At 69.8% G+C, this 24,033-nt stretch carries 27 protein-coding genes; 9 read left to right on the forward strand and 18 right to left on the reverse strand.

Features of this window, described 5'->3' with window-relative positions; all coding sequences use genetic code 11:
- Positions 1 to 68: 68 nt before the first annotated feature.
- On the reverse strand, positions 69 to 1,142 hold the full coding sequence (recA, locus tag FBR43_RS10260) for a recombinase RecA (protein WP_136943048.1): 1,074 nt from the start codon (positions 1,140 to 1,142) through the stop codon (positions 69 to 71).
- A 138-nt stretch (positions 1,143 to 1,280) separates the two neighbouring features.
- Between recA and FBR43_RS10265 the strand changes: the two genes are divergently transcribed.
- Positions 1,281 to 3,071, forward strand: a complete 1,791-nt coding sequence (locus FBR43_RS10265; protein ID WP_136943049.1) for a sensor domain-containing diguanylate cyclase — start codon at positions 1,281 to 1,283, stop codon at positions 3,069 to 3,071.
- Between the two features lie 157 nt (positions 3,072 to 3,228).
- Here the strand turns inward: FBR43_RS10265 and FBR43_RS10270 are convergent, their stop codons facing one another.
- The 4 genes from FBR43_RS10270 to smpB form a co-directional block, all read right to left on the reverse strand.
- Positions 3,229 to 3,573: a response regulator gene (locus FBR43_RS10270; protein ID WP_136943050.1), complete on the reverse strand. Its 345-nt coding sequence runs from the start codon at positions 3,571 to 3,573 to the stop codon at positions 3,229 to 3,231.
- 165 nt (positions 3,574 to 3,738) lie between these two features.
- The gene (locus FBR43_RS10275; protein WP_136943051.1) at positions 3,739 to 6,123 is read right to left on the reverse strand and encodes a hybrid sensor histidine kinase/response regulator; all 2,385 of its coding nucleotides are present in this window, start codon (positions 6,121 to 6,123) and stop codon (positions 3,739 to 3,741) included.
- 232 nt (positions 6,124 to 6,355) lie between these two features.
- A complete protein-coding gene (locus tag FBR43_RS10280; RefSeq protein ID WP_136944146.1) occupies positions 6,356 to 6,958 on the reverse strand; it encodes a DUF2062 domain-containing protein in 603 nt (200 codons plus the stop codon).
- 1 nt (position 6,959) lies between these two features.
- Positions 6,960 to 7,445: an SsrA-binding protein SmpB gene (gene smpB, locus FBR43_RS10285; RefSeq protein WP_136943052.1), complete on the reverse strand. Its 486-nt coding sequence runs from the start codon at positions 7,443 to 7,445 to the stop codon at positions 6,960 to 6,962.
- 206 nt (positions 7,446 to 7,651) lie between these two features.
- Here smpB and FBR43_RS10290 point away from each other — a divergent pair, with 206 nt between their 5' ends.
- A complete protein-coding gene (locus tag FBR43_RS10290; protein WP_136943053.1) occupies positions 7,652 to 8,128 on the forward strand; it encodes an Hsp20 family protein in 477 nt (158 codons plus the stop codon).
- Between the two features lie 147 nt (positions 8,129 to 8,275).
- Positions 8,276 to 8,893: a hemerythrin domain-containing protein gene (locus FBR43_RS10295; RefSeq protein ID WP_136943054.1), complete on the forward strand. Its 618-nt coding sequence runs from the start codon at positions 8,276 to 8,278 to the stop codon at positions 8,891 to 8,893.
- A 250-nt stretch (positions 8,894 to 9,143) separates the two neighbouring features.
- On the opposite strand, the gene FBR43_RS10300 is transcribed toward FBR43_RS10295, so the two are convergent.
- Genes FBR43_RS10300 through FBR43_RS10315 form a run of 4 tightly spaced genes read right to left on the reverse strand, consistent with a single transcriptional unit; the run spans position 9,144 to position 13,005 of the window.
- Complete coding sequence (locus FBR43_RS10300) at positions 9,144 to 10,091, reverse strand: acetyl-CoA carboxylase carboxyltransferase subunit alpha (protein WP_136943055.1); 948 nt, start codon at positions 10,089 to 10,091, stop codon at positions 9,144 to 9,146.
- 11 nt (positions 10,092 to 10,102) lie between these two features.
- The gene (locus FBR43_RS10305) at positions 10,103 to 11,005 is read right to left on the reverse strand and encodes a tyrosine-type recombinase/integrase (RefSeq protein WP_136943056.1); all 903 of its coding nucleotides are present in this window, start codon (positions 11,003 to 11,005) and stop codon (positions 10,103 to 10,105) included.
- Position 11,006: 1 nt separating this feature from the next.
- Complete coding sequence (locus tag FBR43_RS10310) at positions 11,007 to 12,812, reverse strand: hypothetical protein (protein WP_249276684.1); 1,806 nt, start codon at positions 12,810 to 12,812, stop codon at positions 11,007 to 11,009.
- On the reverse strand, positions 12,793 to 13,005 hold the full coding sequence (locus FBR43_RS10315) for a hypothetical protein (protein WP_136943057.1): 213 nt from the start codon (positions 13,003 to 13,005) through the stop codon (positions 12,793 to 12,795). Before FBR43_RS10315 ends, FBR43_RS10310 begins: the two co-directional genes overlap by 20 nt.
- Positions 13,006 to 13,096: 91 nt before the next feature.
- Between FBR43_RS10315 and FBR43_RS10320 the strand changes: the two genes are divergently transcribed.
- Genes FBR43_RS10320 through FBR43_RS10330 form a run of 3 tightly spaced genes read left to right on the forward strand, consistent with a single transcriptional unit; the run spans position 13,097 to position 14,900 of the window.
- Positions 13,097 to 13,651: a shikimate kinase gene (locus tag FBR43_RS10320; protein ID WP_136943058.1), complete on the forward strand. Its 555-nt coding sequence runs from the start codon at positions 13,097 to 13,099 to the stop codon at positions 13,649 to 13,651.
- On the forward strand, positions 13,648 to 14,754 hold the full coding sequence (gene aroB / locus FBR43_RS10325; RefSeq protein ID WP_136943059.1) for a 3-dehydroquinate synthase: 1,107 nt from the start codon (positions 13,648 to 13,650) through the stop codon (positions 14,752 to 14,754). Before FBR43_RS10320 ends, aroB begins: the two co-directional genes overlap by 4 nt.
- The gene (locus FBR43_RS10330) at positions 14,754 to 14,900 is read left to right on the forward strand and encodes a DUF2256 domain-containing protein (RefSeq protein ID WP_136943060.1); all 147 of its coding nucleotides are present in this window, start codon (positions 14,754 to 14,756) and stop codon (positions 14,898 to 14,900) included. Before aroB ends, FBR43_RS10330 begins: the two co-directional genes overlap by 1 nt.
- A 9-nt stretch (positions 14,901 to 14,909) precedes the next feature.
- Here the strand turns inward: FBR43_RS10330 and FBR43_RS10335 are convergent, their stop codons facing one another.
- Together FBR43_RS10335 and FBR43_RS10340 are read right to left on the reverse strand one after the other, a co-directional pair.
- Positions 14,910 to 15,146 (reverse strand): helix-turn-helix domain-containing protein, encoded by a 237-nt coding sequence (locus FBR43_RS10335; protein WP_136943061.1) that lies wholly within the window; start codon positions 15,144 to 15,146, stop codon positions 14,910 to 14,912.
- Entirely contained in the window at positions 15,146 to 15,718 is a 573-nt protein-coding gene (locus FBR43_RS10340) for a hypothetical protein (protein WP_136943062.1), read from the reverse strand. The genes FBR43_RS10335 and FBR43_RS10340 overlap by 1 nt, the downstream gene beginning before the upstream one ends.
- 150 nt (positions 15,719 to 15,868) lie before the next feature.
- Here FBR43_RS10340 and FBR43_RS10345 point away from each other — a divergent pair, with 150 nt between their 5' ends.
- A complete protein-coding gene (locus FBR43_RS10345) occupies positions 15,869 to 16,540 on the forward strand; it encodes an acyloxyacyl hydrolase (protein ID WP_249276538.1) in 672 nt (223 codons plus the stop codon).
- Positions 16,537 to 16,872: a hypothetical protein gene (locus tag FBR43_RS10350; RefSeq protein WP_136943063.1), complete on the forward strand. Its 336-nt coding sequence runs from the start codon at positions 16,537 to 16,539 to the stop codon at positions 16,870 to 16,872. Before FBR43_RS10345 ends, FBR43_RS10350 begins: the two co-directional genes overlap by 4 nt.
- Positions 16,873 to 16,896: 24 nt before the next feature.
- On the opposite strand, the gene FBR43_RS10355 is transcribed toward FBR43_RS10350, so the two are convergent.
- The 4 genes from FBR43_RS10355 to FBR43_RS10370 form a co-directional block, all read right to left on the reverse strand.
- Positions 16,897 to 17,223 (reverse strand): DUF423 domain-containing protein, encoded by a 327-nt coding sequence (locus tag FBR43_RS10355; RefSeq protein ID WP_169542669.1) that lies wholly within the window; start codon positions 17,221 to 17,223, stop codon positions 16,897 to 16,899.
- On the reverse strand, positions 17,223 to 18,998 hold the full coding sequence (locus FBR43_RS10360) for a cation:proton antiporter domain-containing protein (RefSeq protein WP_136943065.1): 1,776 nt from the start codon (positions 18,996 to 18,998) through the stop codon (positions 17,223 to 17,225). Before FBR43_RS10360 ends, FBR43_RS10355 begins: the two co-directional genes overlap by 1 nt.
- Complete coding sequence (locus FBR43_RS10365; RefSeq protein ID WP_136943066.1) at positions 18,998 to 19,441, reverse strand: iron-sulfur cluster assembly scaffold protein; 444 nt, start codon at positions 19,439 to 19,441, stop codon at positions 18,998 to 19,000. The genes FBR43_RS10360 and FBR43_RS10365 overlap by 1 nt, the downstream gene beginning before the upstream one ends.
- A 66-nt stretch (positions 19,442 to 19,507) precedes the next feature.
- Complete coding sequence (locus FBR43_RS10370) at positions 19,508 to 20,053, reverse strand: CvpA family protein (protein ID WP_136943067.1); 546 nt, start codon at positions 20,051 to 20,053, stop codon at positions 19,508 to 19,510.
- A gap of 279 nt (positions 20,054 to 20,332) precedes the next feature.
- On the opposite strand from FBR43_RS10370, the gene FBR43_RS10375 reads away from it, so the two are divergent.
- On the forward strand, positions 20,333 to 21,655 hold the full coding sequence (locus FBR43_RS10375; protein WP_212611917.1) for a sensor histidine kinase: 1,323 nt from the start codon (positions 20,333 to 20,335) through the stop codon (positions 21,653 to 21,655).
- A 12-nt stretch (positions 21,656 to 21,667) separates the two neighbouring features.
- On the opposite strand, the gene radA is transcribed toward FBR43_RS10375, so the two are convergent.
- From radA to FBR43_RS10390, 3 genes are all read right to left on the reverse strand, one after another.
- A complete protein-coding gene (gene radA / locus FBR43_RS10380; RefSeq protein ID WP_136943068.1) occupies positions 21,668 to 23,041 on the reverse strand; it encodes a DNA repair protein RadA in 1,374 nt (457 codons plus the stop codon).
- A gap of 44 nt (positions 23,042 to 23,085) precedes the next feature.
- On the reverse strand, positions 23,086 to 23,697 hold the full coding sequence (locus tag FBR43_RS10385) for a hypothetical protein (protein WP_136943069.1): 612 nt from the start codon (positions 23,695 to 23,697) through the stop codon (positions 23,086 to 23,088).
- 84 nt (positions 23,698 to 23,781) lie between these two features.
- Positions 23,782 to 24,000 carry a hypervirulence associated TUDOR domain-containing protein gene (locus FBR43_RS10390; protein ID WP_136943070.1) on the reverse strand — a complete coding sequence of 73 codons (219 nt, stop codon included), beginning with the start codon at positions 23,998 to 24,000 and terminating at the stop codon, positions 23,782 to 23,784.
- Positions 24,001 to 24,033 lie beyond the last annotated feature (33 nt).

Below are 24,033 nucleotides of genomic sequence, written 5' to 3' on the forward strand. Positions count from 1 at the left end.
GGAATTACGGCGCGCGGTGGCGAAAAACCGCCGCGCGCCGCCGATTTCAACCGCCGAAGTGCACATGGCTATGCGTCGTCCTCGCCATCGGGGCCGACCATCATCTCCTCCGCGACCTTCTCGGTGCGCGCGCGGATCGCCTTTTCGAGCCGCTCGCGCAGCTCGGCATTCTCCTTGAGGAAGGTCTTGGCGTTCTCGCGCCCCTGGCCGATGCGCACGCTGTCGTAGCTGAACCACGCGCCGGCCTTCTCGACCAGCCCGGCCTTGACGCCGAGATCGAGAATCTCGCCGATCTTCGAGATGCCCTCGCCGTACATGATGTCGAACTCGACCTGCTTGAACGGCGGCGCGACCTTGTTCTTGACGACCTTGACGCGCGTGGCGTTGCCGATGATGTCGTCGCGGTCCTTGATCTGGCCGGTACGGCGGATGTCGAGGCGCACCGAGGCGTAGAACTTGAGCGCATTGCCGCCCGTCGTCGTCTCGGGATTGCCGTACATCACGCCGATCTTCATGCGCAGCTGGTTGATGAAGATGACCATGCAGCGCGACCGGCTGATCGAGCCGGTGAGCTTGCGCAGCGACTGCGACATGAGGCGCGCCTGGAGGCCGACATGGCTGTCGCCCATCTCGCCCTCGATCTCGGCGCGCGGCACGAGTGCCGCGACCGAATCGACCACGAGCACGTCGATGGCGTTCGAGCGCACCAGCGTATCGACGATCTCCAATGCCTGCTCGCCGGTATCGGGCTGCGAGACGATGAGCTCGTCGATATTGACGCCGAGCTTCTTGGCATAGACGGGATCGAGCGCGTGCTCGGCATCGACGAAGGCGGCGGTGCCGCCGCCCCGCTGCGCCTCGGCGATGACGTGCAGCGCCAGCGTGGTCTTGCCCGACGATTCGGGGCCGTACACCTCGATGACGCGGCCGCGCGGCAGCCCGCCGACGCCCAATGCGATATCGAGGCCGAGCGAGCCCGTGGAGATCGCCTCGACCTGCATCGTCTCCTTCGAGCCCAGGCGCATCGCCGAGCCCTTGCCGAAGGCGCGATCGATCTGCGCGAGTGCGGCGTCGAGCGCCTTCTGCCGGTCTGCGTTCGCGGTCGCCATGTCGTTCCCGATCACCTTGAGCTGTGCTGCCATGTCCGCTTTCCTCGCTAGAGCAACCGCGCCGGGGGTTCAACGCGCGTGTTGGATCTTGTACCGCGTTTGTTCGAGCGGAACAAGAGGGGAACGGGGAGTGGTAAATGTCGCTTAACCGCTGCGCGATACGACCCCCTTATGGGTTCGCGTATCGGTCAGTTCGCCTTGGGTCCGCTCGGCACGGGCATTGCCTATCTGGTCCTCGCGCTTGGGGCGATCGCGCTGTCGGCGGGTGTTGGCAACGTAGCAATCGCCTGGCCGCCGAGCGGGTTGATGCTGGCGGTGGTGCTGCTGGTGCCGCGCGGCAAGCTGCCGTGGCACGTCGCCAGCGCGACGGCGGCGAGCTTCGTCGCCAACCTGATCGCCGGAAGCGCGCCCGCAGCCGCGCTCGGCTACACGATCGCCAACCTGACCGAGATGGCGGTTGCCGCCGCACTGCTGCGGCGCGGCGGCGTGTGCCGCGTGTCGTTCGTGGCGCCGCAGGGGCTGTTCTGCTTCGCGATGGCATCGCTGCTGGCGGCGGCGAGCAGCACGCTGGTGGCGGCGCTCGTATCACCCGGCGCCGGCATGGCGTTCATCGAATCATGGTTCGTGACGGTGCTGCTCGGCATGTTCCTGTTCGCCCCGCCGATCGTGGTGCTGGCCGAACTGCCCGCGACGCAGCGCCGGCCGCTGCGCGACCGCACCGATGTGGCGGCGGCGGCGGGATCGCTGCTGCTCGTCACGCTCTCGGCAGCGCTCGCCTTCGGGCAGGATCGCTATCCGGTGCAGTTCCTGCCGATGATGGCGATGATGTTCGCGGTACTGCGTTGGGGCGTGGCGGGGGCGGTGCTGAGCGTCGGCACGACCGCGATCATCGGCACGATCGCGATGCTGGGGCATCTGCCGCGTGCCGACGGCCTTTCGCTACTGGCGCATGTGCGGTTGCTGCAACTTCATCTGGTCGCGATGCTGGCGGCGGCGCTGCCGATGGCGATGCTGCTGGCGACGCGGACCAACCTGCGCCGTGCACTTGCCGAGCGCGTGCGGTTGCTCGACCAGTCCGAGCTGCTTTCGGGCGTGGGGCACTGGCGCGTCGAGCCGGGTGCCGAGCGGCCCTATTGGTCTCCCGCGGTGTTCGCGATCCACGGCCTGCCGCCGGGTACGCCGCCGCCCTTGCTGAGCGAGGCGATCGACTTCTACCATCCCGACGATCGCGAACGCGTAAGCGCGCTGGTGGGCGAGGCGATCGAGACAGGCGTGCCCTTCCGCTTCGAGTCGCGGCTGCTGCTGCGCGACGGATCGATCCGCCATGTCGTTTCGCAGGGCGAGCGCGACTTTTCGAGCGTCGACGGCGCGATCGGCCTGTTCGGGCTGATCCAGGACGTGACCGAGCAGATCGAGGCGCGGCGGCTGCTCGACGAGGCGCGTCGCACCGCCGAACGCGCCGCCGAGGAAGCGCGGCACCTGGCCGAAACCGACATGCTGACTTGCATCGCCAACCGGCGCAGCGTGATCGCCAGCCTCGACCGCGCGATCGACACCGCCGCGCGCGACGATGGCTGCCTGGCGATCGCGCTGTTCGACCTCGACCACTTCAAGAGCATCAACGACGGCTTCGGCCATGCCGGCGGCGACGCGGTGCTGCGCGATGTGGCGCGCGTGGCGGCGGGATGCCTGCGCCACGGCGACAGCATCGGGCGGATCGGCGGCGAGGAGTTCCTCATCGTGCTGGCGGGTGCCGACCGCGCGAGCGCCGAGCGCGTGGCCGAGCGCGTGCGCCTCGCCATCGAGCAACGCGTGTCGATCGGCCTGCGGCGCGTGACGATCAGCGCGGGCGTGGCGACGATGGGCGACGATCGCGACCGCGACGCGCTGCTCGAACGCGCCGACCGCGCGCTCTATGCGGCGAAGGCAGGCGGCCGCAACCGCTGGTGCATGGCGGCGTAGGCGGGGGCCGGCGAACACCCGACCGGGTTCTCGCTAGGCTCGAACACTGCCCCTCGACTTCGCTCGGGACAAACGGTTTGCAGGAGGTTGCGGTCCGCGTCGCTTAGGCCGCGCGTACAAGGTGCCGGCCACGTGTTTCACCCCGCCGAAGCCGATCCTAGAGTGAAGCGAGAGCCTTTTCGACGCCGTCCATGGTGAAGGGCTTGGCGAGGACGGGACGCTCGGCATGCGCATCGGCCAGCGTGTCGCCGCCCGTCGCCAGCACGAAGGGGATGCCGCGCTGGGCAAGCGCATCGGCGACGGGCCAGCTCTTCTCGCCGCCGCGCAGATTGACGTCGAGGATCGCGGCGTCGATGCTTCCGCCTTCGATACAGTCGAGCGCGCTCGCCACGGTCTCGGCGGTGCCCGCCACTTGCTTGCCGAGAACGTCGAGGAAATCCTCGAGCATCATCGCGATCAGGGGCTCGTCCTCGACAATGAGGATACGCGTCGGTTCGGTCATCGCGCCGTCAGTGGCACGGCGGCGTGACTTCGCCAAGCCTTATCGGCGCCGGTGTCTCGATGCGCCGGGGCGCATTCGATCGGCACCGGCCCGCTCCCCCACCCGGCCACCCACTTGAGTATCCTGATGGGTGGCCGGGTGGGGGAGCGGGCCGGCGCCGCCATATCAACTATCGTCGAGCACCGCGCGTGCCGCTTCGGCAAGCTGCTGGACCGAAAAGGGTTTGGGCAGGAAGGCGACGTGATCGAGGTCGATCGAACGGCGCAACTGCTCTTCGGCATAACCCGACATGAACAGGATGGGCAGATCGGGATAGCGCTCGCGCGCCTTGGCCACCATCGTGGGGCCGTCCATCAGCGGCATCACCACGTCGGACACGAGCAGATCGGGCCGCTCGCCGGCTTCGAGCAGTTCGAGCGCGGCCTCGCCATTCTCGGCGGTGAGCACCTTGTAGCCCTGGCGCGTCAGCGCGCGTTCGGCGACGGCACGCACCATCGCCTCGTCCTCGACCAGCAGGATCGTGCCCGATCCCCAGGTATCGCCGCGCTTCTCGGGCCGCGGCGCGGGCTTCGCCGCTGCCAGCTCGGGCACGGCATGGTGGACGGGCAGATAGATGGTGAACACCGCGCCCTCGCCCGCCGGCGATTCGGCGAAGATGTAGCCGCCCGACTGCTTGACGATGCCGTAGACGGTCGAGAGGCCGAGGCCCGTGCCCTTGCCGACTTCCTTGGTGGTGAAGAACGGCTCGAAGATCTTGGGCAGCACGTCGGGCGCGATGCCGGCGCCGGTATCGCTGATGCGCAGCGCCGAGTAATCGCCGACGGGCAGCACCTCGTCGGCCATGCGGCGCACCTGCTGGGCCGAAACCGCGAAGGTCTCGATCGTCAGCGTGCCGCCGCCCTTGGGGTTGGTGGCGAGCATCGCGTCGCGCGCATTGACCGCGAGGTTGACAACGACCTGTTCGAGCTGGCCGGGATCGGCGCGTACCGGACCCAGCCCGCGCCCGTGGCGGACATCGAGCCGCACCGTCTCGCCCAGCAGGCGCGTGAGCAGCGCCGATACCTCGGACACCACATCGGGCAGTTGCAGCGTCTGCGGCCGCAGCGTCTGCTGGCGCGAGAAGGCGAGCAGCTGGCGCGTGAGGCTGGCGGCGCGGTTCGAATTGGCGCGGATCTGCTGGATGTCGTCGTAATCGCTGTCGCCGGGCGAATGGCGCATCAGCATCAGGTCGCAATGGCCGATGATCGCGGTGAGGATGTTGTTGAAGTCGTGCGCGACGCCGCCCGCCAGCTGGCCAACGGCCTGCATCTTGGTGGCCTGCATCACCTGCTGCTTGAGCTGGCCCTCCTCGCCCGATTCGCGCAGGCTGAGGATGACGGCGGCGTCGCCCAGCCCGCGCGCGCTGGCGAGCGCGATCGCCAGCGGCTCGTCGGGACGCGCGGCAAGGCGCACCTGGATGTCGGCACTCTGAGCCGCACCGCCCGAGAAGCGCCGCACAGCATCGGCAAGCGCGCCCTTGTCCTCGCGCACCACCAGATCGCCGGGATAGAGCGGCGGGCGCGCGGCATCGATGCCCGCGGCACGCGCGAACGCATCGTTCATGTGCGCGAAGCGGCCGTCGCGATCGACCAGAGCAAGCCCGAAGGGCAGCAGCGACACGAGCGCGCGGACATGCGCGGCGACGTTCGAGCCGATCGTCGCGGGAAGGCCGGCATCCTCCTCGTCGAGCAGCGCCACGAGCAATTGCGCTTCGCCCACCGCCTGCGGCAGCTGGACGAGGCGCAGCGGCGTGCCGACATTGCCCTCGCGATCGAAGCGCAGCAGGCCGCGCGCGTCGCTGTGCAGGAAGCGCGCGAAGTCGCTGCCCTCGACGGGGGCGTCGGCGGCCCCCATCGCGCGCTGGCGGAACACGCGGTTGGCACCGGCGATGCGCCCCTCGGGCGACATCGCGACGACCATGACGCCGGCGGCACCCAGCCGCTCGCCCGCCTCGCCCGCGACCATCGCGGCGAGATCGACGACCGGTCGCTCGCCATCGCGCACCGGGGCGAAGCGCCAGACGATGCGATCGCCGCCGGCGCGCGTGATCGCCACGTCGAGCGTCTGGCCGCCATGCGCGAGGCCGCTGCCCGCCGCCGCGCCATCGCGCCACGCCGCGCGCCCGACATTGCCGAGCCGCGCGATCGCGGCATCGTCGAGCGGCAGGTTGGGCGGCGTCGGCAGGCCGGCGAACATCGCTTCATAGGCGCTATTGGCGCAGACCAGCCGGCCGGCGCGATCGGTGACGGCGACGGCATCGGCGCTGGCATCGGCGAGCATGCGCATCAGCGACCAGTCGATGGCGGGCGCCTGCGGCGTAGTGCGCGACGGCAGGCTGCGCGCCGCCACGACGCCGCCGCCGACGAGCAGCGCTACCGCAGCGAAGCCCGCCGCGACCATGCCGTCGCCGACGATCCACAGAATGAGCAGCGCGGCGGCAAGTCCCGCGCCGGCGGCGATCGCCATCGCGGTCCAGGGCGTGCGCGATTCGGGCGGCGAGAGCGTAAGCATCGGCATGGCCTGCGGCTCTCGGCCATCGCGGCGCGATGCGTCAAGCGACGATGCGGGGGTTGAGGGCAAGCGCGGAAGACGCCCCGCCCTCGCCTGCGTGGCATCGGCAATCGCCGGGGCCGCCCCCTTCGACTGCTTGCCTGTGGCAGTCGCTTCAGGGCCGCCCTTCGACAAGCTCAGGACGAACGGAATGAGGGTGGGAGCCGGTTCGTAGATTCACCGCCGGGGGGGGTCAGTCGTGGCGGTGGAAGCGGTGGCGCATCTTCCATTTGGCGGCGGTGCGCAGGCGCCAGAACAGGATCGAGATCGCCCAGCCGACAACCGCGGTGATCGCCGAGATGACGAACAGCCCGACGACGAGCGCGGGTGCCGCTTCGGAGAAAAGCCATCCGGTCCATTCGGCGACGCCGGCGCTCGAATCGATGAGCGCCATGAAGCCCGAGAGATCGGCGGTGCGCCCCAGCATGAAATTGCCGAGCCACAGCGAGGCGTAGAGGATGAACGGCGTGGTCGCCGGATTGCTGAGGAAGGTCATCGCTGCGGCGACGGGCACGTTGGCGCGGAAGCTGAGCGCGAGCAGTGCGGCACCGGCGATCTGCAGGCCCGGAATCATCAGGAAGATGCCGACGAACAGCCCGAGCGCGGTGCCGCGCGGCACCGAGCGCCGCGTGAAGCGCCACAGTTCGGGGGCGAGTACGCGGTGCGCGACGGGGCGCAGGAAACGGTTCTTCTCAAGCTCTTCGCGCGAGGGGATGTTGGCCGCGATGGTGCGTGCCAGCCAGTCCTTGCGCTTCGGCGTGCCCTTTTTCTCGGGGCGGCGATCGCGGTGCGCCATGTCAGTCACGGTCGCCACGCAGGAGGCGCTGCTGATCGCGCTTCCAGTCGCGCTCCTTGATCGTCTCGCGCTTGTCATGCGCCTTCTTGCCCTTCGCCAGCGCCAGTTCGACCTTGGCGCGGCCGCGCGCGTTGAAATAGATGCTCAGCGGCACGAGCGTCATTCCCTCGCGCGCCACTGCGCCATGCAGCTTTCCTAGCTCACGGGCATGAAGGAGCAATTTACGCGGTCGCTTGGGCTGGTGATTGTGGCGGTTGCCGTGGCTGAATTCGGGAATGTTGGCGTTGACCAGCCAGGCCTGCTCGTCCTTCACCTCGGCATAGCTCTCGGCGATCGAGCCTTCGCCGAAGCGCAGCGACTTCACCTCGGTGCCGGTAAGCGCGATGCCCGCCTCGTACACGTCCTCGATGAAATATTCGAAACGCGCGCGCCGGTTCTCGGCGACGATCTTCTTCTTGTCGAAGGCGGTGGGGCGGGGTCTGGCCATCAGGAGGCGCGGAGATAGGCGTGCGCGCGGCCAATTGAAAGCGGGTGTTGCGTGGGCGTGACGCCGCGCTCCCCTCCCCTTGAAAATGACACGCCCGAACCCAGATTCGATGGCGTGGACGGTGCCCCGACGGGGCCGTTCGCATCCCGCGCCGCGCCATGCCGGCGGGCGCACCCACAGTCATGTTGCTCAACGGAGAATTTGACATGAGTCGATTCGATTTCACCCCCTATCGCCGCTCGACGATCGGCTTCGACCGCCTGTTCGACCTGCTCGAGGCGAACAGCCGTCAGGCATCGAGCGAGAATTATCCGCCTTTCAATCTCGAGCGGCTGGCCGAGGATCGCTATCGCATCACGCTGGCGGTCGCGGGCTTCCGCGCCGACGAGATCGAGATCACCGCGCAGCAGAACCTGTTGCTGGTGTCAGGCCGCAAGGGCGAGGAGAGCGAGGCCGCGCGCGGTGCGTTCCTGCATCTCGGCATCGCCAACCGCAGCTTCGAGCGGCGCTTCGAGCTCGCCGATTTCGTGCGCGTCGAGGCCGCCGATCTGGCCGACGGCCTGCTGGTGATCGACCTGGTGCGCGAAGTGCCCGATGCGATGAAGCCGCGCCGCATCGCCATCGGCGGCAACCGCCCCGCGGAGCCGGCGATCGAGCACGACGACCGCGCCGAGGCCGCGTAACCGCGCTGCGGGCGCTTTGCTCCCTTGAGCGCCCCAGGAAGGCGTCCGGACCCCACGGGTTCGGGCGCCTTTTCCTTTTCGCATCAAGCGGAACGCGCAAGCTGCGCGACCGTTTTGCCCTGCATGCGAACAGCGATGGAGGGTGTGATGACCGACACGACGACGACGCGCGACGCGCAGGGACGATTCGAGAAGAAGCAGCCGGCGGGCGATGCTGCGAACAAGCCCAATCTGGGGCTGCTGGCGGGTGCCGCCACGGCGGGCGCCGCGCTGGGGCTGCTGGCGATGATCGGCCGCAAGGCGGCGGTGCAGGCGCCATCGGTGCTGGCGGGCGACTGGGTGCAGGCGCTGGCGGCCGAGCACAAGGCGGTGCTCAAGCTGTTCGACGCGATCGAGGCGACCGAGACGCGCAACACCACCAAGCGATCGATCCTGCTGGCGCAGCTGAAGCATGCGCTTGCCAAGCACGATGTCGAGGAAGGCAACGTCATCTACCCGGCGCTGCGCGATGCCGGGCGGGTCGAGGAAGCCGACCAGCTCACCAAGGAGCATGGCTATGTGAAGCAGCACCTCTACGCGCTGGAGAACATGCCCAAGGACAGCCCCGAATTCCTCGCGCGCGTGCGCAAGTTCCGGGCCGACATCGAGGAGCATATGACCGAGGAGGAGACGAGCCTGTTCCCGGCATTGCGCGCGCAGCTATCCGAGGAGCGCAACAAGCAGCTCGCGGCGGCAATGAACAAGGAAGGCTTCAAGGTGGCGTGAGGGTTGGGGCTACGCCCGGATCTCTAGTCCGTTCGTGCTGAGCCTCCTAAAGTTCAATGACTTCAGCTATGGCCGCTCGTGCTAAGTAGAGACCGAGTAGCTCCTGCAAGGAGCGTATCGAGGGTGCGTATCGAAGTACCGTCACACGCGACAATCTGTCCTTCGATACACCGCCTCGATACGCTGCTGCGCAGCTACTCGGCAGTTACTCAGGACGAGCGGGTTTGGGGCAGTCTAGCCTCTTTACGTCCTAGGCCCTGCCCATCGCGAGGAACTTCTCGCGCCTTGCTCGGCGTAGCGCGTCGGGGGACTGGTTCTCGAGCGCCGCGAGCGCGTCGGCGATGCCGTCGCCCAGAGCGTCGATCGCGGCGGTGGGGTCGCGGTGCGCGCCGCCCAGTGGCTCGGCGATGACGCGATCGATGACGCCGAGGCCCATCAGATCCTGCGCGGTGACCTTCATCGCCTCGGCGGCGTCGGCGGCCTTGTCGGCGGTGCGCCACAGGATCGAGGCGCAGCCCTCGGGCGAGATCACCGAATAGACGGCGTGCTCGAACATCAGCACAGTGTTGCCCGTCGCCAGCGCGACGGCGCCGCCCGAGCCGCCTTCGCCGACGATCGCGGCGACCATCGGCACGCCGAGATTGAGGCACTGCTCGGTCGAGCGCGCGATCGCTTCGGCCTGGCCGCGCTCCTCGGCCTGCACGCCGGGAAACGCGCCCGAGGTATCGACCAGCGTCACGACCGGCAGGCCGAAGCGATCGGCGAGCTGCATTAGGCGGATCGCCTTGCGGTAGCCCTCGGGCTTGCCCATGCCGAAATTGTGGCGGATGCGGCTTGCGGTATCGTCGCCCTTCTCGTGCCCGATCACCATCACGCGACGGCCGCGGAACCGCCCGAGGCCACCGATGATCGCGGCGTCGTCGGCAAAGGCGCGGTCGCCGCCCAGCGGCATGAAATCGTCGATCAGCCCGGCGACATAATGCTTGAAGTGCGGCCGCTCGGGATGGCGGGCAACCTGCGTCTTCTGCCACGGGGTCAACCGCTGATAGGTCTCGCGCAGCAGCTTGTCGGACTTGGCCTGGAGGCGCCTGACGTCGCCGTCGATATCCAGCTCGCCATCGCGTGCGGTATCGCGCAGCTCGTCGATACGGCCTTGCAGCTCGGCGATGGGCTTTTCGAAATCGAGGAAAGTGGGCATGGCGCTCGCGGTTAGGCGCGTCGCACTGGCCCGTCAACGAGCGGGTGGCGCGAGTTGACGAGCGCGACCAGCCGGCTTGCCTCGACATGCGTATAGATTTCGGTGGTGGCGATATCGGCATGGCCGAGCATCGCCTGCAACGCGCGCAGATCGGCGCCGCCCGCCAGCAGATGCGTGGCGAAGGCGTGGCGCAGCACGTGCGGGCTGACGCGCTCGGGCGCGATACCCGCCGCCGCCGCGAGCGCGCGCACGAGCTGGAACAACCGCACGCGCGTGAGATGGCGCTTGTCCGAGGGAAACAGGAAGGGCTGGCCCGCCGGCACTTGCGCGCGCCACGCCGCCGCCGCCGCGCGGGCGCGATCCGAAATCGGCACCAGCCGGTCGCGCCCGCCCTTGCCCTTGAGGATCGCGAACGGCCGATCGGGCGAGATGGCAAGACGCGGCAGCGACACCAGTTCAGTGGCGCGCAGGCCCGAGCCGTAGAGCAGCTCGACGAGCGCGGCGAGGCGCAGGTCGCGCGGATCGGGCGGATCGCGCGCCAGCCTGTCGGCAATGGCGGCGAACAGCGCATCGACCTCGGCGACCGACAGCGTGCGCGGCAGCGGGCGATCGCGCGCGGGGCGCGGCAGCGCGGGCGACGGATCGTCGGCGCGCAGCCCCTCGTCGGCGAGGAAGGCGAAGAAGCGGCGGAGCGACGCGGCCTTGCGCGCGACGCTGGAGCGCGCGAGCGGCATCCACGCCTCGCCTAGCCGCGCGAGCGCTGCGGCGTCGGCAACGGCGAGGTTGCTGCCGAGCAGATCGGACGCGAGGCGCAGATCGGTGCGATAGGCAGCGAGCGTGTTGGGCGCGGCGCCGGCCTCGGCGGCCATCATCTCGAGGAAGCGCTCGATCAGCCGGGCGTCCTCGCTCGCCATGTCAGCTGCGCGCGACCGCCTCGGCAGCGATCATGCGCGCCTCGCCTTCCAGCCCCACGCGGGTAAGCGCGGCGGTGATGTGGAACAGCGATTCGGGCGCGACGCGCGACCAGTCGCTTGCCTGCATCCCAACGGCGGCGAGCAGCAGCACGGTGGCGGGCTGGTCGGCCTCGGCCGCCTGACGGATCGCACGGACCCAGGCGTTCTCGGCGCCGATCGCGACGCCCAATGACTGGGCGAGACCGCTGACGGTCGATTCGGTGACGCGCCCGGTGCCCGCGAGCCCGGCGAAGAACAGCTGCGCCTTGCGCTGGCTGGCCCCTGCCCCCTGATAGCCGGTCACGGCGCTCGCCGAGAGCGGCGCGCGCGCGGCGGGATCGGTGAGCGCGATCAATGCCCAGGCATCGCTGCCTTCGGCCACCATGTCGCGCCAGCGCGCGGCGGGGCGATCGAGCCCGGCGGTGAGCATCGAGGCGACGAGGCGCGGCGCATCCTCGGCGCGCTCGGCCGCGGGCACGATGGTGGCGGCGGCGCGCGCGGTGAGGATTTGGCGCGCGAAGCGGCCCTCGGGCGTGTCGGGCTCGTCCCAGAGCTGGCGCAGCACGCCCAGGCGCTCGGTGGCGTTGGGCGCGGTATAGGCGAGGCGCAGATCGCGCGCGATGCTTGCCTGGCTGGCGGTGGCATCGTCGGCGGTTTCGAGCACGCCGAGCAGGTCGACGAGCGCGAGGTTGGAGAGCACGCCGAGCGCGGCGGCGCGTTCGGCGGCGGGAAGCCGGCGAAAGGCGGGCACGATCGGCATCTGCGCCGTCCATGCCGGCACATGGGGGCCGACGGTCTCGATCAGGCGATCGGGGATTTCGACGCCCGTCGCCATCGCGAGACCGTAGCGCCAGGCGGTGAGCTGCTCGACATCGTCCCATTCGATGGTGACGGCGCGGCGCCCTTGCGCGCCGGCGCCGAGCACCTTTTCGGCGAGCAGGAAATCGATGCCGCGCGCGACGCGGGCACGCCGCGCGGCATCGGCAAGCTGCGCGGCGCGGCGCGGCTCGCCGGCAAGCCCCGCGCACATCGCCTCGGCGAGTACCCAGCCGCGCTCGGGCGAGGTGGGGCGCCCCAGCGACTCGAGCGGGCAGAGTGCCGCGGGATCGCCGGTGGCGAGCGCCACCTGCATCGCCACCTGATAGAGCTTGGGCGTGTGGTTCTCGACATCGACGCCCTGCACGACGTTGCGCGCGGCGACCGCCTCGCCCATGCGAAGCAGCAGCCACGCGCGCTCGGCGGCAAAATCGGCGCCGTTGACGCGCGCCGGCGTATCGAGCCGCGAGAGCAGCATCCGCCGAAGCGCGATCGACAGCCAGCGCGAGGCGATCGGCGCGTCGACATGGCGCATGAGGCGCGAGAGCCAGACGCCGTCGGCATCGCCGAAGCCATTGGCGGGCAGGCCGCCGCTGTCGACGCCGATCGCGCCGACACGCGCGGTCGAGCGGCGGGCATAGTCGGGCAGTTCGTAGGCGAGCAGCTCCTCCGCCGAGAGCGGCGTAGCGCTGGGCGTGGGGGTCGGCGTAGGCGTGGGTGACGGCGCGGGACCGGGCGCCGGCAGTGGCTGCACCGTGAGCGGCGCGCCGGGGCGCGGCTGGGCGGGCGCATCGGGGCGCTCGGCAGGTGCGGGAGCGGGCGCGGGTGCCGGATCGCCGAAGCCCGGCGGCAGCAGCGATTCGGGCGCGTCGCGCTCCTGCGCGGCGAGCATGCCGCCGGCAGTGAGCCCGGCGAGTGCCAGCGCGGCGGCGCTAGTTCGCCAGATTTTCAAGCGCCACCGCCTTTTCGACCGTCGTCTGCGGCTGCGTGGCATCGCGCCCGGCGAGGAAGAACAGGCCCCCCACCAGCAGCACGAGGACGAGCACGAGCAGCACGATGGGATTGGCGAGCGGCGAGCGGCCGCGGGGCGACCGCGCCAGCGACGAGCGCGCGATGGGCGAGCGGGACTTGGGCGAGAGAGACATGGGGGCGAACCGGACCCTTGAATACTGGCTGAAACGACGATCGACGGGCCTTTTGCCCGATGCGGGACGCCGCTGTATAGCCTCGCCCACGATGCTGCAAACCCGCCCGCACCCGAACGACTGGAACACGCGGCCGATCGTGCTGGTGGGGCTTATGGGTGTGGGCAAATCGACGGTGGGGCGCCGGCTGGCGGCGCGGCTGCGGCTGCCCTTCGTCGATGCCGACCAGGCGATCGAGCAGGCCGCCGGCATGTCGATATCGGATATTTTCGATCGCTTCGGCGAGGCGCATTTCCGCGACGGCGAGCGGCGCGTGATCGCGCGGTTGATCGACGGACAGCGCAAGGTGATCGCGACGGGCGGCGGCGCCTTCGTGCAGCCCGACACGCGCGCGCTGATCCTCGACCAGGCGCTGGCGGTGTGGCTCAACGCCGAGCCGCATGTGCTCGCCGAGCGCGTGAAGCGGCGCGACACGCGGCCCTTGCTGCGCGGACGCGACGCGCTGTCGACGCTTTCGGAACTTGCCGAGGCGCGCAACCGCTTCTACCGGCTCGCGCCGCTGCACGTCACCAGCTACGACGCGCCGCACGACGTGACGGTCGATGCGATACTCGAAGCGATGAAGGACGACGGGGTGCGGCGATGACGGTGGTACGGGTCGATCTGGCGGCGCGCGGCTATGACGTGGTGATCGAGGCGGGCCTGCTGGCGCGCGCCGGCGCGGCGCTGGTGCCCTTCGCCAACGGGCGCCCGATGCCGATCGTCACCGATGCCAATCTAGCGCCGCAGCTTGCCGTGCTGACCGACAGCCTCGCCGCGGCGGGCATCGCCGCCACGCCGATCGTGGTGCCACCGGGCGAAGGCTCCAAAAGCTGGGCGACTTTGGCCGAGGTGATCGACCGGTTGCTGGCGCTGGGAATCGAGCGATCGGACCATGTGGTGGCACTTGGCGGTGGCGTGATCGGCGATCTGGTGGGCTTCGCGACGGCGATACTGAAGCGCGGCTGCCGCTTCGTGCAGATGCCGACCAGCCTGCTCGCGCAGGTCGATTCGTCGGTAGGCGGCAAGACCGCGATCAACACCGCGGCGGGCAAGAATCTGGTGGGGGCGTTCCACCAGCCCTCGATCGTGCTGATCGACCCGCAGGTGCTCGACACGCTGCCGCCGCGCGAGCTGCGCGCGGGCTATGCCGAAGTGGTGAAATACGGGCTGATCGACGATGCCGGCTTCTTCGGCTGGTGCCAGGCGAACGGCGCGGCGCTGCTGGCGGGCGACGCCGCCGCACGCGAGACGGCGATCGCGCACGCGGTGGCGGCGAAGGCACGCATCGTGGCGGAGGACGAGCGCGAGACGAGCGGGCGGCGCGCGCTGCTCAACCTCGGCCACACCTTTGGTCACGCGCTTGAGGCCGAAACGGGCTTCGGCGCGGCGCTGCTGCATGGCGAGGCGGTGGCGGCGGGCATGGCGCTGGCCTTCGCCTATTCGGCCGAGCGCGGGCTGTGCGTTGTCAGCGACGCGCAGGCGGTGGCGGCGCATCTGGCGGCAGTGGGCCTGCCGCACGATCTGGCGAGCGCGGGCGTCGATGCCGATGGCGACAGGCTGGTGGCGCACATGGCGCACGACAAGAAGATGGAAGGCGGCACGCTACCCTTCCTGCTGGCGCGCGGCATCGGGCGGACCTTCCTCGACCGCAGCGTCGACCTGCGCGACGTCGCGCGCTTCCTCGACACGCAGCGCGTACCCGCCTGATGCCGCAGGGCGTCGCCAAGCGCGACTTGCCCAGCAAGATCTGCCCGGTGTGCCAGCGGCCCTTCGCATGGCGCAAGAAGTGGGCGCGCGACTGGGAAAGCGTGGTCTACTGCTCCGAGCGCTGCCGGCGGGGCAAGGCCGGGTAGCTGCCGCGATCAATCCTCGCTCGCGGCGCGAAGATCGTCGTCGGAGGCGTCATAGGCGAGGATATCGCCCGGCTGGCAATCGAGATAGCGGCAGATCGCGGCGAGCGTCGAGAAGCGCACGCCTTTCACCTTGCCCGACTTGAGCAGCGACAGGTTCGATTCGGTGATGCCGATCGCCTCGGCCAGCTCCTTCGAGCGGACCTTGCGGCGCGCCAGCATCACGTCGAGATTGACGATGACGGGCATCAGACGAAATCGGCGAGATCGCGCTCAGCACGCACGCCGGCTTCGAGCGCCCAGGCGATCGCATAGGCGGCGATGGCGAGCAGCAGCGCCGGTCCCGCGATGGTGAGATCGATGCCGATGTACCACGCCGCGCCGCCGGGCGTGCCGGAATAGAGCAGGATCGAGCGTGCGCTGTCGGTAAGCGGCTGCGCGAGCGACCAGAGCAGCGCCGCGAACGCGCCGCGCCTGAGCCACGGCAATGCGCGCGCCAGCGCCCCGTCCCCGCCCCCGTCCCCACCGGCGCCGAGGCGACGCAGCGTGCGCCCCACCGCGACGAACAGGAAAACCAGCAGGCCCTCCTCGAGCAGCGTCAGCGTGGCGAGGCCGAGATGCACCGCGGGTCGGGCGACATGGGCGGCGAGGCGCGTCGCCGCGGCGGGATCGCCGGCGAGCGCCGAACGCTGGCCTTCGGGCAGCAGCGTCGCGACATCGGCTGCCTGGCGGCACCCGCCCGCATCGCTGCACGCGAGCGTCCAGCCGGGGACCAGCGCCTGCGGCGCCGCAGCCAGCGCCCACAACGCAGCCACCCGCATGAAGGCAAGCCCGACGCCCCGGCAGACACGTGCCTTGCCCGATGATAGCGAATAGTTCCCGGACACCTATTTCTTTCTGTTTGACGAAAACGTATTGCCATCATACATCATTCGCACTGGCCGCGCGACCGCTGGCTGAGGGGATTTGACATGCTGGTTCGTAAAGGCGTTCTTGGCGCGGCGATGGCGTTCGCCTGCTCGACGGCCACGGCGCAGTCGCCAGACGTTGGGGCGGTGGCGGGGCCCGAAATCGCCATCGGCGTCTTCGAGCATGGCGCCAATTTCCACCCCCTGGGCGGCGAGCTGATATTCGACTTGCCCGAACTGCCCGATGGCGAGATCTATGAAGGCAGCGAGGAGGACGGCACGGTGGATATTCAGCTGCTGTATCGCTCGCGCCCGCTGCGATTCGCGTTGCGGCCGCGCCTGGTGGCGAAGGCACAGATCAACACCGCCGGCCGCACCAGCTTTGCCACCGTCGGCGCCGAATGGCGGCAGCATGTGCTGCGCGAGCGGATATACGGCCAGATCGGCATCGGGCTGACGATCCATGACGGCTATCGCTTCACCCCCAATCCGTTCGAACCGGGCCTCGCGACCGGCGAGGCGCGGCGGCGCTTCGCCATCTATCAGCGGCGCACGTCGTTCGGATCGCAGCTGCTGTTCAATCCCAATGCGTCGATCGGGGTCAGGCTGAACCGGCGCTGGGCAGTGGAGGCGACGTGGGAGCATTACAGCCACGGCGCGCTGTTCTCGAAGCAGAATCCCGGCATCGACAATGTCGGGCTGCGGCTGGTGCACATGCTGGGCGCGCGCCGATGATCGCGCTGGCGCTATCGCTGCTGGCGATGCAGGCGGCGCCGCCGCCGGTGGGGGCGCAGGACGACATCGTCGTCACCGCGCGCCGGCTTGCGCGGCTCAAGCGGCTGCGCATGACGACGCGGATCGACCGCAGGACGGGTGCCACGCGCTGCGTATTCAAGCGCCGGAGCGGCGACGATGCGCTCGATGCCGAGGTCTGCGCCGCGGTGCTCGCCTGCGTGCCGAAGGTCGCCACGATCGAGGAGATGCAAGGCTGCATCGCGCCGACGATGAACCGCCTGACCGGCGACGGCGTGGCGTGGCAGGCCGATGCGGCGAAGGGCAGTCGATAGCGGGCGCGCGCATTCGTGCCGCCCTCACCCGCGCAGCGCGCTCCATGCCAGCCACAGCCAGCCGGCGATCAGCAGCGTGCCGCCGATGGGGGTGATGGCGCCGAGCCAGCGCGGAGCGCCCAGCGCCATCAGGTAGAGCGTGCCGGCGAAAACGAAGCCGCCGCAGATGAACAGCCAGGCGGGCACGCGCGCGCCCATCTGGAGTGCCACGAGCGCGGCGACGGCGTGGACGAGCTGATAGGTGCCGCCGGTGCGCAGCCATTCGGCGGCCTGCCCCGATGCGCCGTGCGCGCCGAACGCGCCGGCTGCGACGGCCATCGCGCCCGACAGTGCCGCGAGCATCGCAAGCATCATGGTGCCTTCTCGCGCTCGGCCTTCTGGCGCGCCTGCGAGAACATCGCGCCGCGCGCGGCATAGATGTCGCCCTCGGCCACCTGAAGCCCTAGGCGCTTGGCGTCGAGCCGGCGATATTCGGCTTCGGTATCCTCGATCTCGCCTTCGTCGACGCCGACGTTGCGCATCGCCAGCCGCGCCATCTCGATCGCCGATTCATAGACCTCGCGCACCGTCGCGGCGACGGACGCGTCCTTGAGCGCCATCAGGCTGCGGCGGTCATAGACGCGCAGCAGCACCGCGGCGTGCGGAAAGGCGTGGCGGACGGCATCGAGCGCCTCGGCATCGAGCTGGTCGCCATCGAGGCAGAACAGCACGAGCTGCGCGTCGGCGGCACCCGCCAGGCGCAGCAGGTCGAGCCGCGTGCCGTCGCCATAATAGACCTTCATACCGAAATCGCCGGCGATCTCGATCGTCTGCGGATTGCGATCGATGATCGTGACGCTCAGCCCCTGGCCGATCAGCATCTGCGCCACCGTCTGGCCGAAGCGGCCATAGCCGACGACGATCGCGCTGGCGCCATCGTGGCGCGGGCCTTCGAGACCTTCGGGGCTGCGCGCCTCCGGCTCGGCGCGGAAGCGGCTGGTGAGCACCATCAGGAACGGTGTGGTCGCCATCGACAGCGTGATGATCGCGCCGAAGATGCTCGCCGCCTCGGGCGCGATCAGAAAGGCGTTCTGCGCCTGCGCGAACAGCACGAAGCCGAACTCGCCGCCCTGGCTGAGCAGCAGGCCGAGTGCCAGCGCCTGCCGCCAGCCCATCTTGAACAGCAGGCCAAGGCCGAAGATGACCGCCGCCTTGGTGGCGATGAGCGCGAGCGCCATGCCGATGACGAACACCGGCCGCTCGGCGATGGCGCCGAGATCGAGCATCATGCCGACCGCGAGGAAGAACAGGCCGAGCAGGATCGAGCGGAACGGCTCGACATCGGCTTCGAGCTCGTGGCGATAGGGACTGTCGGCGAGCATCACGCCGGCGATGAAGGCGCCGAGTGCGGTCGAGAGCCCCAGCGCATCCATGAGCGCGGCGCTGGCGATGACGGTAAACAGCCCCGCGAACACGAACATCTCGCGCTCGCCGAGCACGCCGATGAGGCGGAACAGCGGGCGCAGCAGGAAGCGCCCCGCGAGGACCAGCCCAACGATCGCCGCGACCGTGTAGACGCCGAGCAGCCAGCCGGGCGGCCCCGCGGCATCGGCGGGGTTGCGCGACAAAGCGGCGATGATGGTGATGAGCGGGACGAGCGAGAGGTCCTGGAGCAGCAGGATCGAGAAGGCGCGCTCGCCGAAGGGCGTGCGCAGCCGGCCTGCCGACTGGAGCATCGGCAGCACCTGCGCGGTCGACGAGAGCGCGAGCGGCAGCCCGAGCGCGAGCGCGGCGGCGATCGAGAAGCCCGCCCCGCCCCAGATGACGGCGGTGACGGCGAGCCCGCACAGCACCACCTGCGCGACGCCGAGGCCGAAGATGTCCTGCCGCAGCCGCCAGAGCCGCGCCGGCGACAATTCGAGCCCGACGAGGAACAGCAGCAGCGTGATGCCGAGCTCGGCGAACCCGAGCTTCGATTCGGCATCGCCCACCAGCCCCAGCACCTGCGGGCCGACGACGGCACCCGCGACGAGATAGCCGAGCGTCGCGCCCAGCCCGAAGCGGCGGAACAGGAGGACGAAGACGAGAGCGGCGCCGAACAGCGGGGCATATTCGCGCACCACGCCGATGCCGCCATGCGCTTCCATCAGCCGGCGGCCGCGTGGCGTTGCGTCGCCGCAGCAGTGGCGGCTTCGGCCGCCGCCTCGAACGCGAGCAGGATCGACGGGTGGCGCGCGGTATGCGGCAACGCGGGCACGAACAGATCGAGCCCCGGCCAGTCGGGCGGCGTGTCGCCGCCGGCGAGCCACGCGGCCAGCGCATCGCGCGCGGCGGCAAGCTCGGCGGGGGTACGGCCTATGGCATATTCGGCGAGCAGTGCGCTCGACGCCTGGCCGAGCGCGCAGGCGCGCACCAGCATGCCGAGCGCGGCGACGCGGCCATCGCCGTCGGTATCGATATCGATCGTCACGCGGCTGCCGCAGATCGGCGAGCGCTTCTCGACCGAGGCGGCGGGGTCAGCGAGGCGCGCGTACCGGCCGGTGCTGGCGGCGAGGCGAAGGATCTCGACATTGTAGAGCGGCGTGTTCACGCGCCGCATGTAGGCGATCGCGCCGCCCGGCGCGAGGGGTGTCAGCGCCCTCCGGACGCGGGGGGTTCAGCGCGGCGCCGGCGAATCGGATGCGGCGCCGAACACCGGCTCGCCGCGACGGCGCTTGTCGACGAACTCGGCGATGCTGGCGCTCGTCGCGTTGAGCAGCGGATAGGTGCGCGCCGATCGCATCCAGTCGGGCCGGCGGGTGGGGCCGCCGTTCACGGTATCGAGCACCAGGGTGAGGAGGATGAAGCCGATGCTGACGAGCAGCACGCCCTTCAGCGTGCCGAAGCCGAAGCCGAGCGCGCGATCGACGGGGCCGAGGATCGAGTTGCGCGTGCGCTTGCCGATGGCGTTGGCCACGAGCTTGCCGCCCAGCCACACGCCGCCCACCAGCAATGCGAAGGCGAGCACCGCAGCCCCCGAGCCGGTGCCGACGAGATCGAGCAGCGCGGCCGTCAGCGGTAGATGGAACATCCGCACCGCGAAGGCGACGGCGATCCACGCCGCGAGCGACAGCGTTTCGGTGACGAAGCCGCGCATCGCCCCGAGCACGGCGGCGCCGCCGACGGCGAGGAGCACGACGATATCGAGCGCGGTGAGGTCCATGAACGGGCACTTGCGACGGGCCGGGGGCGGCACCGCGCCCGGTGGCGGGCACGCTGCGCTATCCGCCAGCGGATGAAAGACGCGGCATGGCTATCCACGCGCCCGCGCAGCGTCAACGGCGGCGATGCGCATATCGCATGGCGGCATAACCGGCCCTGATGGCAGGGACTTGCGCCAGGGCTACGGCGACCGCACCTATAGTGCCATCCACGCGGTACAGGGCGCGTGCGACCACGACACGAACATCGGCCAGCGCGCGCCGAACGGGGGGCATCGGGATTGCAGCACGACCTGACGACACGCGTCGCCGCGCTGCACGCACTCGATATCCTCGATACGCCGCGCGAACGCGGCTATGACGACATCGCGATGATCGCCGCGCATGTCTGCGCGGTGCCGATCGCACTCGTCAGCCTGCTCGACCTCGACCGCCAGTGGTTCAAGGCGCATCACGGCATCGAGGTGCGCGAGACCTCGATCGAGCAATCGGTGTGCCGGCTCGAGATCGAGCATCCGGCGCTGCTCGAGATCGAGGACCTGACCGCCGATCCGCGCACGTGCGACAATCCACTGGTGACGGGCGAACGCGCGTTCCGCTTCTATGCCGGCGCGCCGCTGATCCTGCGCGACGGCAATGTCGTGGGCCGGCTGTGCATGATCGACACCGTGGCGCGCCCCGGCGGGCTCGATGCCGAGCAGCGCCGGCTGCTCGAGGCACTCGCGCGGCAGGTGAGCGACCATCTCGAACTGCACCGGCTGGCGCGCCAGAGCGAGCGGCGCGCAGCGTTGCAGGCAGCGCTCGCGGGACTCGACGCGCAGTTGCAGGCCGTCGGGGATTTCGACGCGATGACAAAGAGCGCGATCGCCGTCGCGGCCGCACCGCTGGGGCTGGAAGGCGAGCATGGCGGCTGGGACGCGTTCGCCGCCGTCGCGCGCCCGCATGCCGAGCGGCGCGACGAGCAATGGTTCGTGCAGAGCGTGGGCGACCGGCTGGCGGCGGCGATCGCGCGGCGGCGTGCCGACGAATTGCAGGCGATGCTCAACGGCGAGATCGGGCACCGGCTGAAGAACATGCTGTCGATGGTCCAGTCGATCGCGACGCAGACGCTACGCGGCGTGCCCGACCGCGCACCCGTGATCGAGTTCGAGCGCCGGCTGATGGCGTTGAGCGCGGCGCATGGCGCGCTGTTCGAGCGCGACTGGCAGCCCGCCGGGCTCGATGCGGTGGCGCATGCGGTGCTGGGGGTATGGGGCTTCGGCGAGCGCATCGCGCTTGGCGGACCGGCGGTGGTGCTGGGCGCGCGTGCGGCGCTCACCTTTTCGCTGGTGCTGCACGAGATGATGACCAACGCGGTCAAATATGGTGCGCTTTCGAACGACAATGGTCGCGTAGCGGTGACGTGGCGGGTCGATGACGGGCGGTTGGTGCTGGCGTGGCGCGAGACGGGCGGACCGTGCGTGCGGCCGCCGGCGCGCCGCGGCTTCGGCTCGCGGCTGATCGGGCTGGGGCTGATCGGCGAAGGCGGCGTTGCGATCCGCTATCCGGTGCACGGCGTCGAAGCCGAGTTCGAGACGGCGATCGACCGGCTGACCGAGGCCTGAGCGCGCGGCTGCTCAGCGGCCCAGCAGATGATCGACCAGTGCGGCGAGCGTGCGGAAGCCTTGTAGCGCGAGGCCTGCATCGTCGGCATTCTGCGTCGCGGGCAGGATCGCGCGACCGAAGCCGAGCTTGCCGGCTTCCTTCATGCGCAGCGCCGCGTGCGCGACGGGGCGGACTTCGCCCGACAGCGCGATCTCGCCGAACGCGATGGCGTCGAGCGCCACCGCACGTTCGCTCAAGGCCGAGACGAGCGCGGCGGCGACCGCGAGATCGGCGGCGGGATCGGTGACGCGGTAGCCGCCGGCGATGTTGAGATAGACCTCGCAGGTCGAGAAGCTGAGGCCGCAACGCGCCTCGAGCACCGCGAGGATCATCGCGAGGCGTCCCGAATCCCAGCCCACCACCGCGCGGCGCGGCGTGGCGCCGCTGGCGAGCCGGACGACGAGCGCCTGCACCTCGACAAGCACGGGGCGCGTGCCTTCCAAGGCGGGGAACACCACGGTGCCCGTCACGCCCTCGTCCCGCGCGGTCAGGAACAGCGACGAGGGATTGGCGATCTCGCTCAGCCCCATCGTCTCCATCGCGAACACGCCGATCTCGTCGGTGCCGCCGAAACGGTTCTTGATCGCGCGCAGGATGCGATACTGGTGGCTGCGCTCGCCCTCGAAGGCGAGCACGGTGTCGACCATATGCTCCATCACGCGCGGGCCGGCGATGCTGCCGTCCTTGGTGACGTGACCGACGAGGACGACGGCGGTGCCGCGCTCCTTGGCGAAGCGGATGAGCTCGCCCGCCGAGGCGCGCACCTGGCTGACGGTACCCGGCGCGCCTTCGATGAGGTCCGAATGCATTGTCTGGATCGAATCGATCACCAGCAGATCGGGCGGACTGGTGGTGCCGAAGGTGGTGAGGATGTCGCGCACCGAAGTAGCGGCGGCGAGCTGGACGGGGGCGTTGCCCAGACCCAGCCGCCGGGCGCGCAGCCGCACCTGATCGGCCGCCTCCTCGCCCGAGACATAGGCGACGTGGCGGCCCGCCAGCGCCAGCTTTGCGGCGGCCTGCAACAGCAAGGTCGACTTGCCGATGCCCGGATCGCCGCCGATCAGCGTCGCCGAGCCCTCGACGAAGCCGCCGCCGAGCGCGCGATCGAACTCGGCGATGCCCGTCGCCATGCGCGCGGGCAGCGGGATATCGGCATCGAGCCCGGCGAGCTGGATCGCACGCCCGCCCGATTGCAGATTGTGGCGCGCCGAAAAGGGCGTGGCAGCGACGGCGCCGGCATCCTCGACCAGCGTGTTCCATTCGCCGCAATCGGCGCACTGGCCTGCCCATTTCGAGCTGACCGACCCGCAGGTCTGGCAGACATAGCGTTTCTGGAGCTTGGCCATGGCACGGCGTTAGCGCCGCCGGAACGAAAAGGGAATATGGCCGGTCAGGCGAAGCGGCGACGGCGCAGATGGCGCCAGCCGATCCAGCCGAGCAGCGCAAAGCCGATCAGATCGAGCGGGCCGAGGCGCGTGCCCATCCAGGGCGTATGGTCGAACGCGTTGGGCGCCAGCGTGCCGTAGAGCGCGATGAGCAGGTGCGGCCCCACGAGCACCAGCGCCACGATTTCAGCCAGATGGAGGCGGCGCGTCGTCCGGTCTGCCGCCGGAACGCGCGGGCGTTGCGCGAGGCCGTCAGCGAAATGGCGTACGATGGTGCGGTAGGCACGCCAGTATATCGCGGCACCCAGCAGCAGCGGCCAGCAGGTAACGACCAGCACCGGCACGATGGCGAAGGCACCGGCAAACATCCGGTCGATTGGAGCGATGAGATCGAGCCGGGTCAGGATGCCGAGCGTGAGGATCGCGAGAGGGATCTGTAGCAGGATCAGCAGCTTCAGCGCTCGTGTGGCGGGCCTGATTTCGCAGGCGAACCAGTCGACGCATCGATCCCATTCCTCGCGCGGCATCGGCACACGCCCGCCACCGTCACGCGGGTCGACATGGACGGTGCCGTCGCGCATCGCTTCGCCGCGCTGGCGAAACCGCAAGCGCGCCATTCGATGCAGTGCGAACATGTCCATACGCGCGCTCCCGCTTAAGGGAGGCACGCTATAGCCGCGGCGGTTATCGAAACGTTGCCGTCAGACCGAGCTCAGTTCGCTGCCGCGCTTGAGCACCTGGTCGCCGTCTTCCTGTTCGATCAGATAGGCGGGATTGTCCTCGGTGCCGTTCTTCACGATCTTGCTGCCCTTGATCGTGCGCTGGACACGCCGGACGAACTTCTCTTCGATCTTGCCCTTGGCGGAGCCGTTGCCCCACTCCCATTTTACTTGCTGACCCGTGCGGAACTTGTTCGACATGTAATGCAACCTCACCCTGTTTTATTCCGTTGC

The sequence above is a fragment of the Sphingomonas baiyangensis genome, assembly GCF_005144715.1.
Taxonomy (GTDB): domain Bacteria; phylum Pseudomonadota; class Alphaproteobacteria; order Sphingomonadales; family Sphingomonadaceae; genus Sphingomonas; species Sphingomonas baiyangensis.

Bases quoted from the DNA above. Each gene is read 5' to 3' on its own strand.
- recA (WP_136943048.1), bottom strand. From the start codon at position 1,142: ATGGCAGCACAGCTCAAGGTGATCGGGAACGACATGGCGACCGCGAAC.
- FBR43_RS10265 (WP_136943049.1), top strand. From the start codon at position 1,281: ATGGGTTCGCGTATCGGTCAGTTCGCCTTGGGTCCGCTCGGCACGGGC.
- FBR43_RS10270 (WP_136943050.1), bottom strand. From the start codon at position 3,573: ATGACCGAACCGACGCGTATCCTCATTGTCGAGGACGAGCCCCTGATC.
- FBR43_RS10275 (WP_136943051.1), bottom strand. From the start codon at position 6,123: ATGCTTACGCTCTCGCCGCCCGAATCGCGCACGCCCTGGACCGCGATG.
- FBR43_RS10280 (WP_136944146.1), bottom strand. From the start codon at position 6,958: ATGGCGCACCGCGATCGCCGCCCCGAGAAAAAGGGCACGCCGAAGCGC.
- smpB (WP_136943052.1), bottom strand. From the start codon at position 7,445: ATGGCCAGACCCCGCCCCACCGCCTTCGACAAGAAGAAGATCGTCGCC.
- FBR43_RS10290 (WP_136943053.1), top strand. From the start codon at position 7,652: ATGAGTCGATTCGATTTCACCCCCTATCGCCGCTCGACGATCGGCTTC.
- FBR43_RS10295 (WP_136943054.1), top strand. From the start codon at position 8,276: ATGACCGACACGACGACGACGCGCGACGCGCAGGGACGATTCGAGAAG.
- FBR43_RS10300 (WP_136943055.1), bottom strand. From the start codon at position 10,091: ATGCCCACTTTCCTCGATTTCGAAAAGCCCATCGCCGAGCTGCAAGGC.
- FBR43_RS10305 (WP_136943056.1), bottom strand. From the start codon at position 11,005: ATGGCGAGCGAGGACGCCCGGCTGATCGAGCGCTTCCTCGAGATGATG.
- FBR43_RS10315 (WP_136943057.1), bottom strand. From the start codon at position 13,005: ATGTCTCTCTCGCCCAAGTCCCGCTCGCCCATCGCGCGCTCGTCGCTG.
- FBR43_RS10320 (WP_136943058.1), top strand. From the start codon at position 13,097: ATGCTGCAAACCCGCCCGCACCCGAACGACTGGAACACGCGGCCGATC.
- aroB (WP_136943059.1), top strand. From the start codon at position 13,648: ATGACGGTGGTACGGGTCGATCTGGCGGCGCGCGGCTATGACGTGGTG.
- FBR43_RS10330 (WP_136943060.1), top strand. From the start codon at position 14,754: ATGCCGCAGGGCGTCGCCAAGCGCGACTTGCCCAGCAAGATCTGCCCG.
- FBR43_RS10335 (WP_136943061.1), bottom strand. From the start codon at position 15,146: ATGCCCGTCATCGTCAATCTCGACGTGATGCTGGCGCGCCGCAAGGTC.
- FBR43_RS10340 (WP_136943062.1), bottom strand. From the start codon at position 15,718: ATGCGGGTGGCTGCGTTGTGGGCGCTGGCTGCGGCGCCGCAGGCGCTG.
- FBR43_RS10345 (WP_249276538.1), top strand. From the start codon at position 15,869: ATGCTGGTTCGTAAAGGCGTTCTTGGCGCGGCGATGGCGTTCGCCTGC.
- FBR43_RS10350 (WP_136943063.1), top strand. From the start codon at position 16,537: ATGATCGCGCTGGCGCTATCGCTGCTGGCGATGCAGGCGGCGCCGCCG.
- FBR43_RS10355 (WP_169542669.1), bottom strand. From the start codon at position 17,223: ATGCTTGCGATGCTCGCGGCACTGTCGGGCGCGATGGCCGTCGCAGCC.
- FBR43_RS10360 (WP_136943065.1), bottom strand. From the start codon at position 18,998: ATGGAAGCGCATGGCGGCATCGGCGTGGTGCGCGAATATGCCCCGCTG.
- FBR43_RS10370 (WP_136943067.1), bottom strand. From the start codon at position 20,053: ATGGACCTCACCGCGCTCGATATCGTCGTGCTCCTCGCCGTCGGCGGC.
- radA (WP_136943068.1), bottom strand. From the start codon at position 23,041: ATGGCCAAGCTCCAGAAACGCTATGTCTGCCAGACCTGCGGGTCGGTC.
- FBR43_RS10385 (WP_136943069.1), bottom strand. From the start codon at position 23,697: ATGGCGCGCTTGCGGTTTCGCCAGCGCGGCGAAGCGATGCGCGACGGC.
- FBR43_RS10390 (WP_136943070.1), bottom strand. From the start codon at position 24,000: ATGTCGAACAAGTTCCGCACGGGTCAGCAAGTAAAATGGGAGTGGGGC.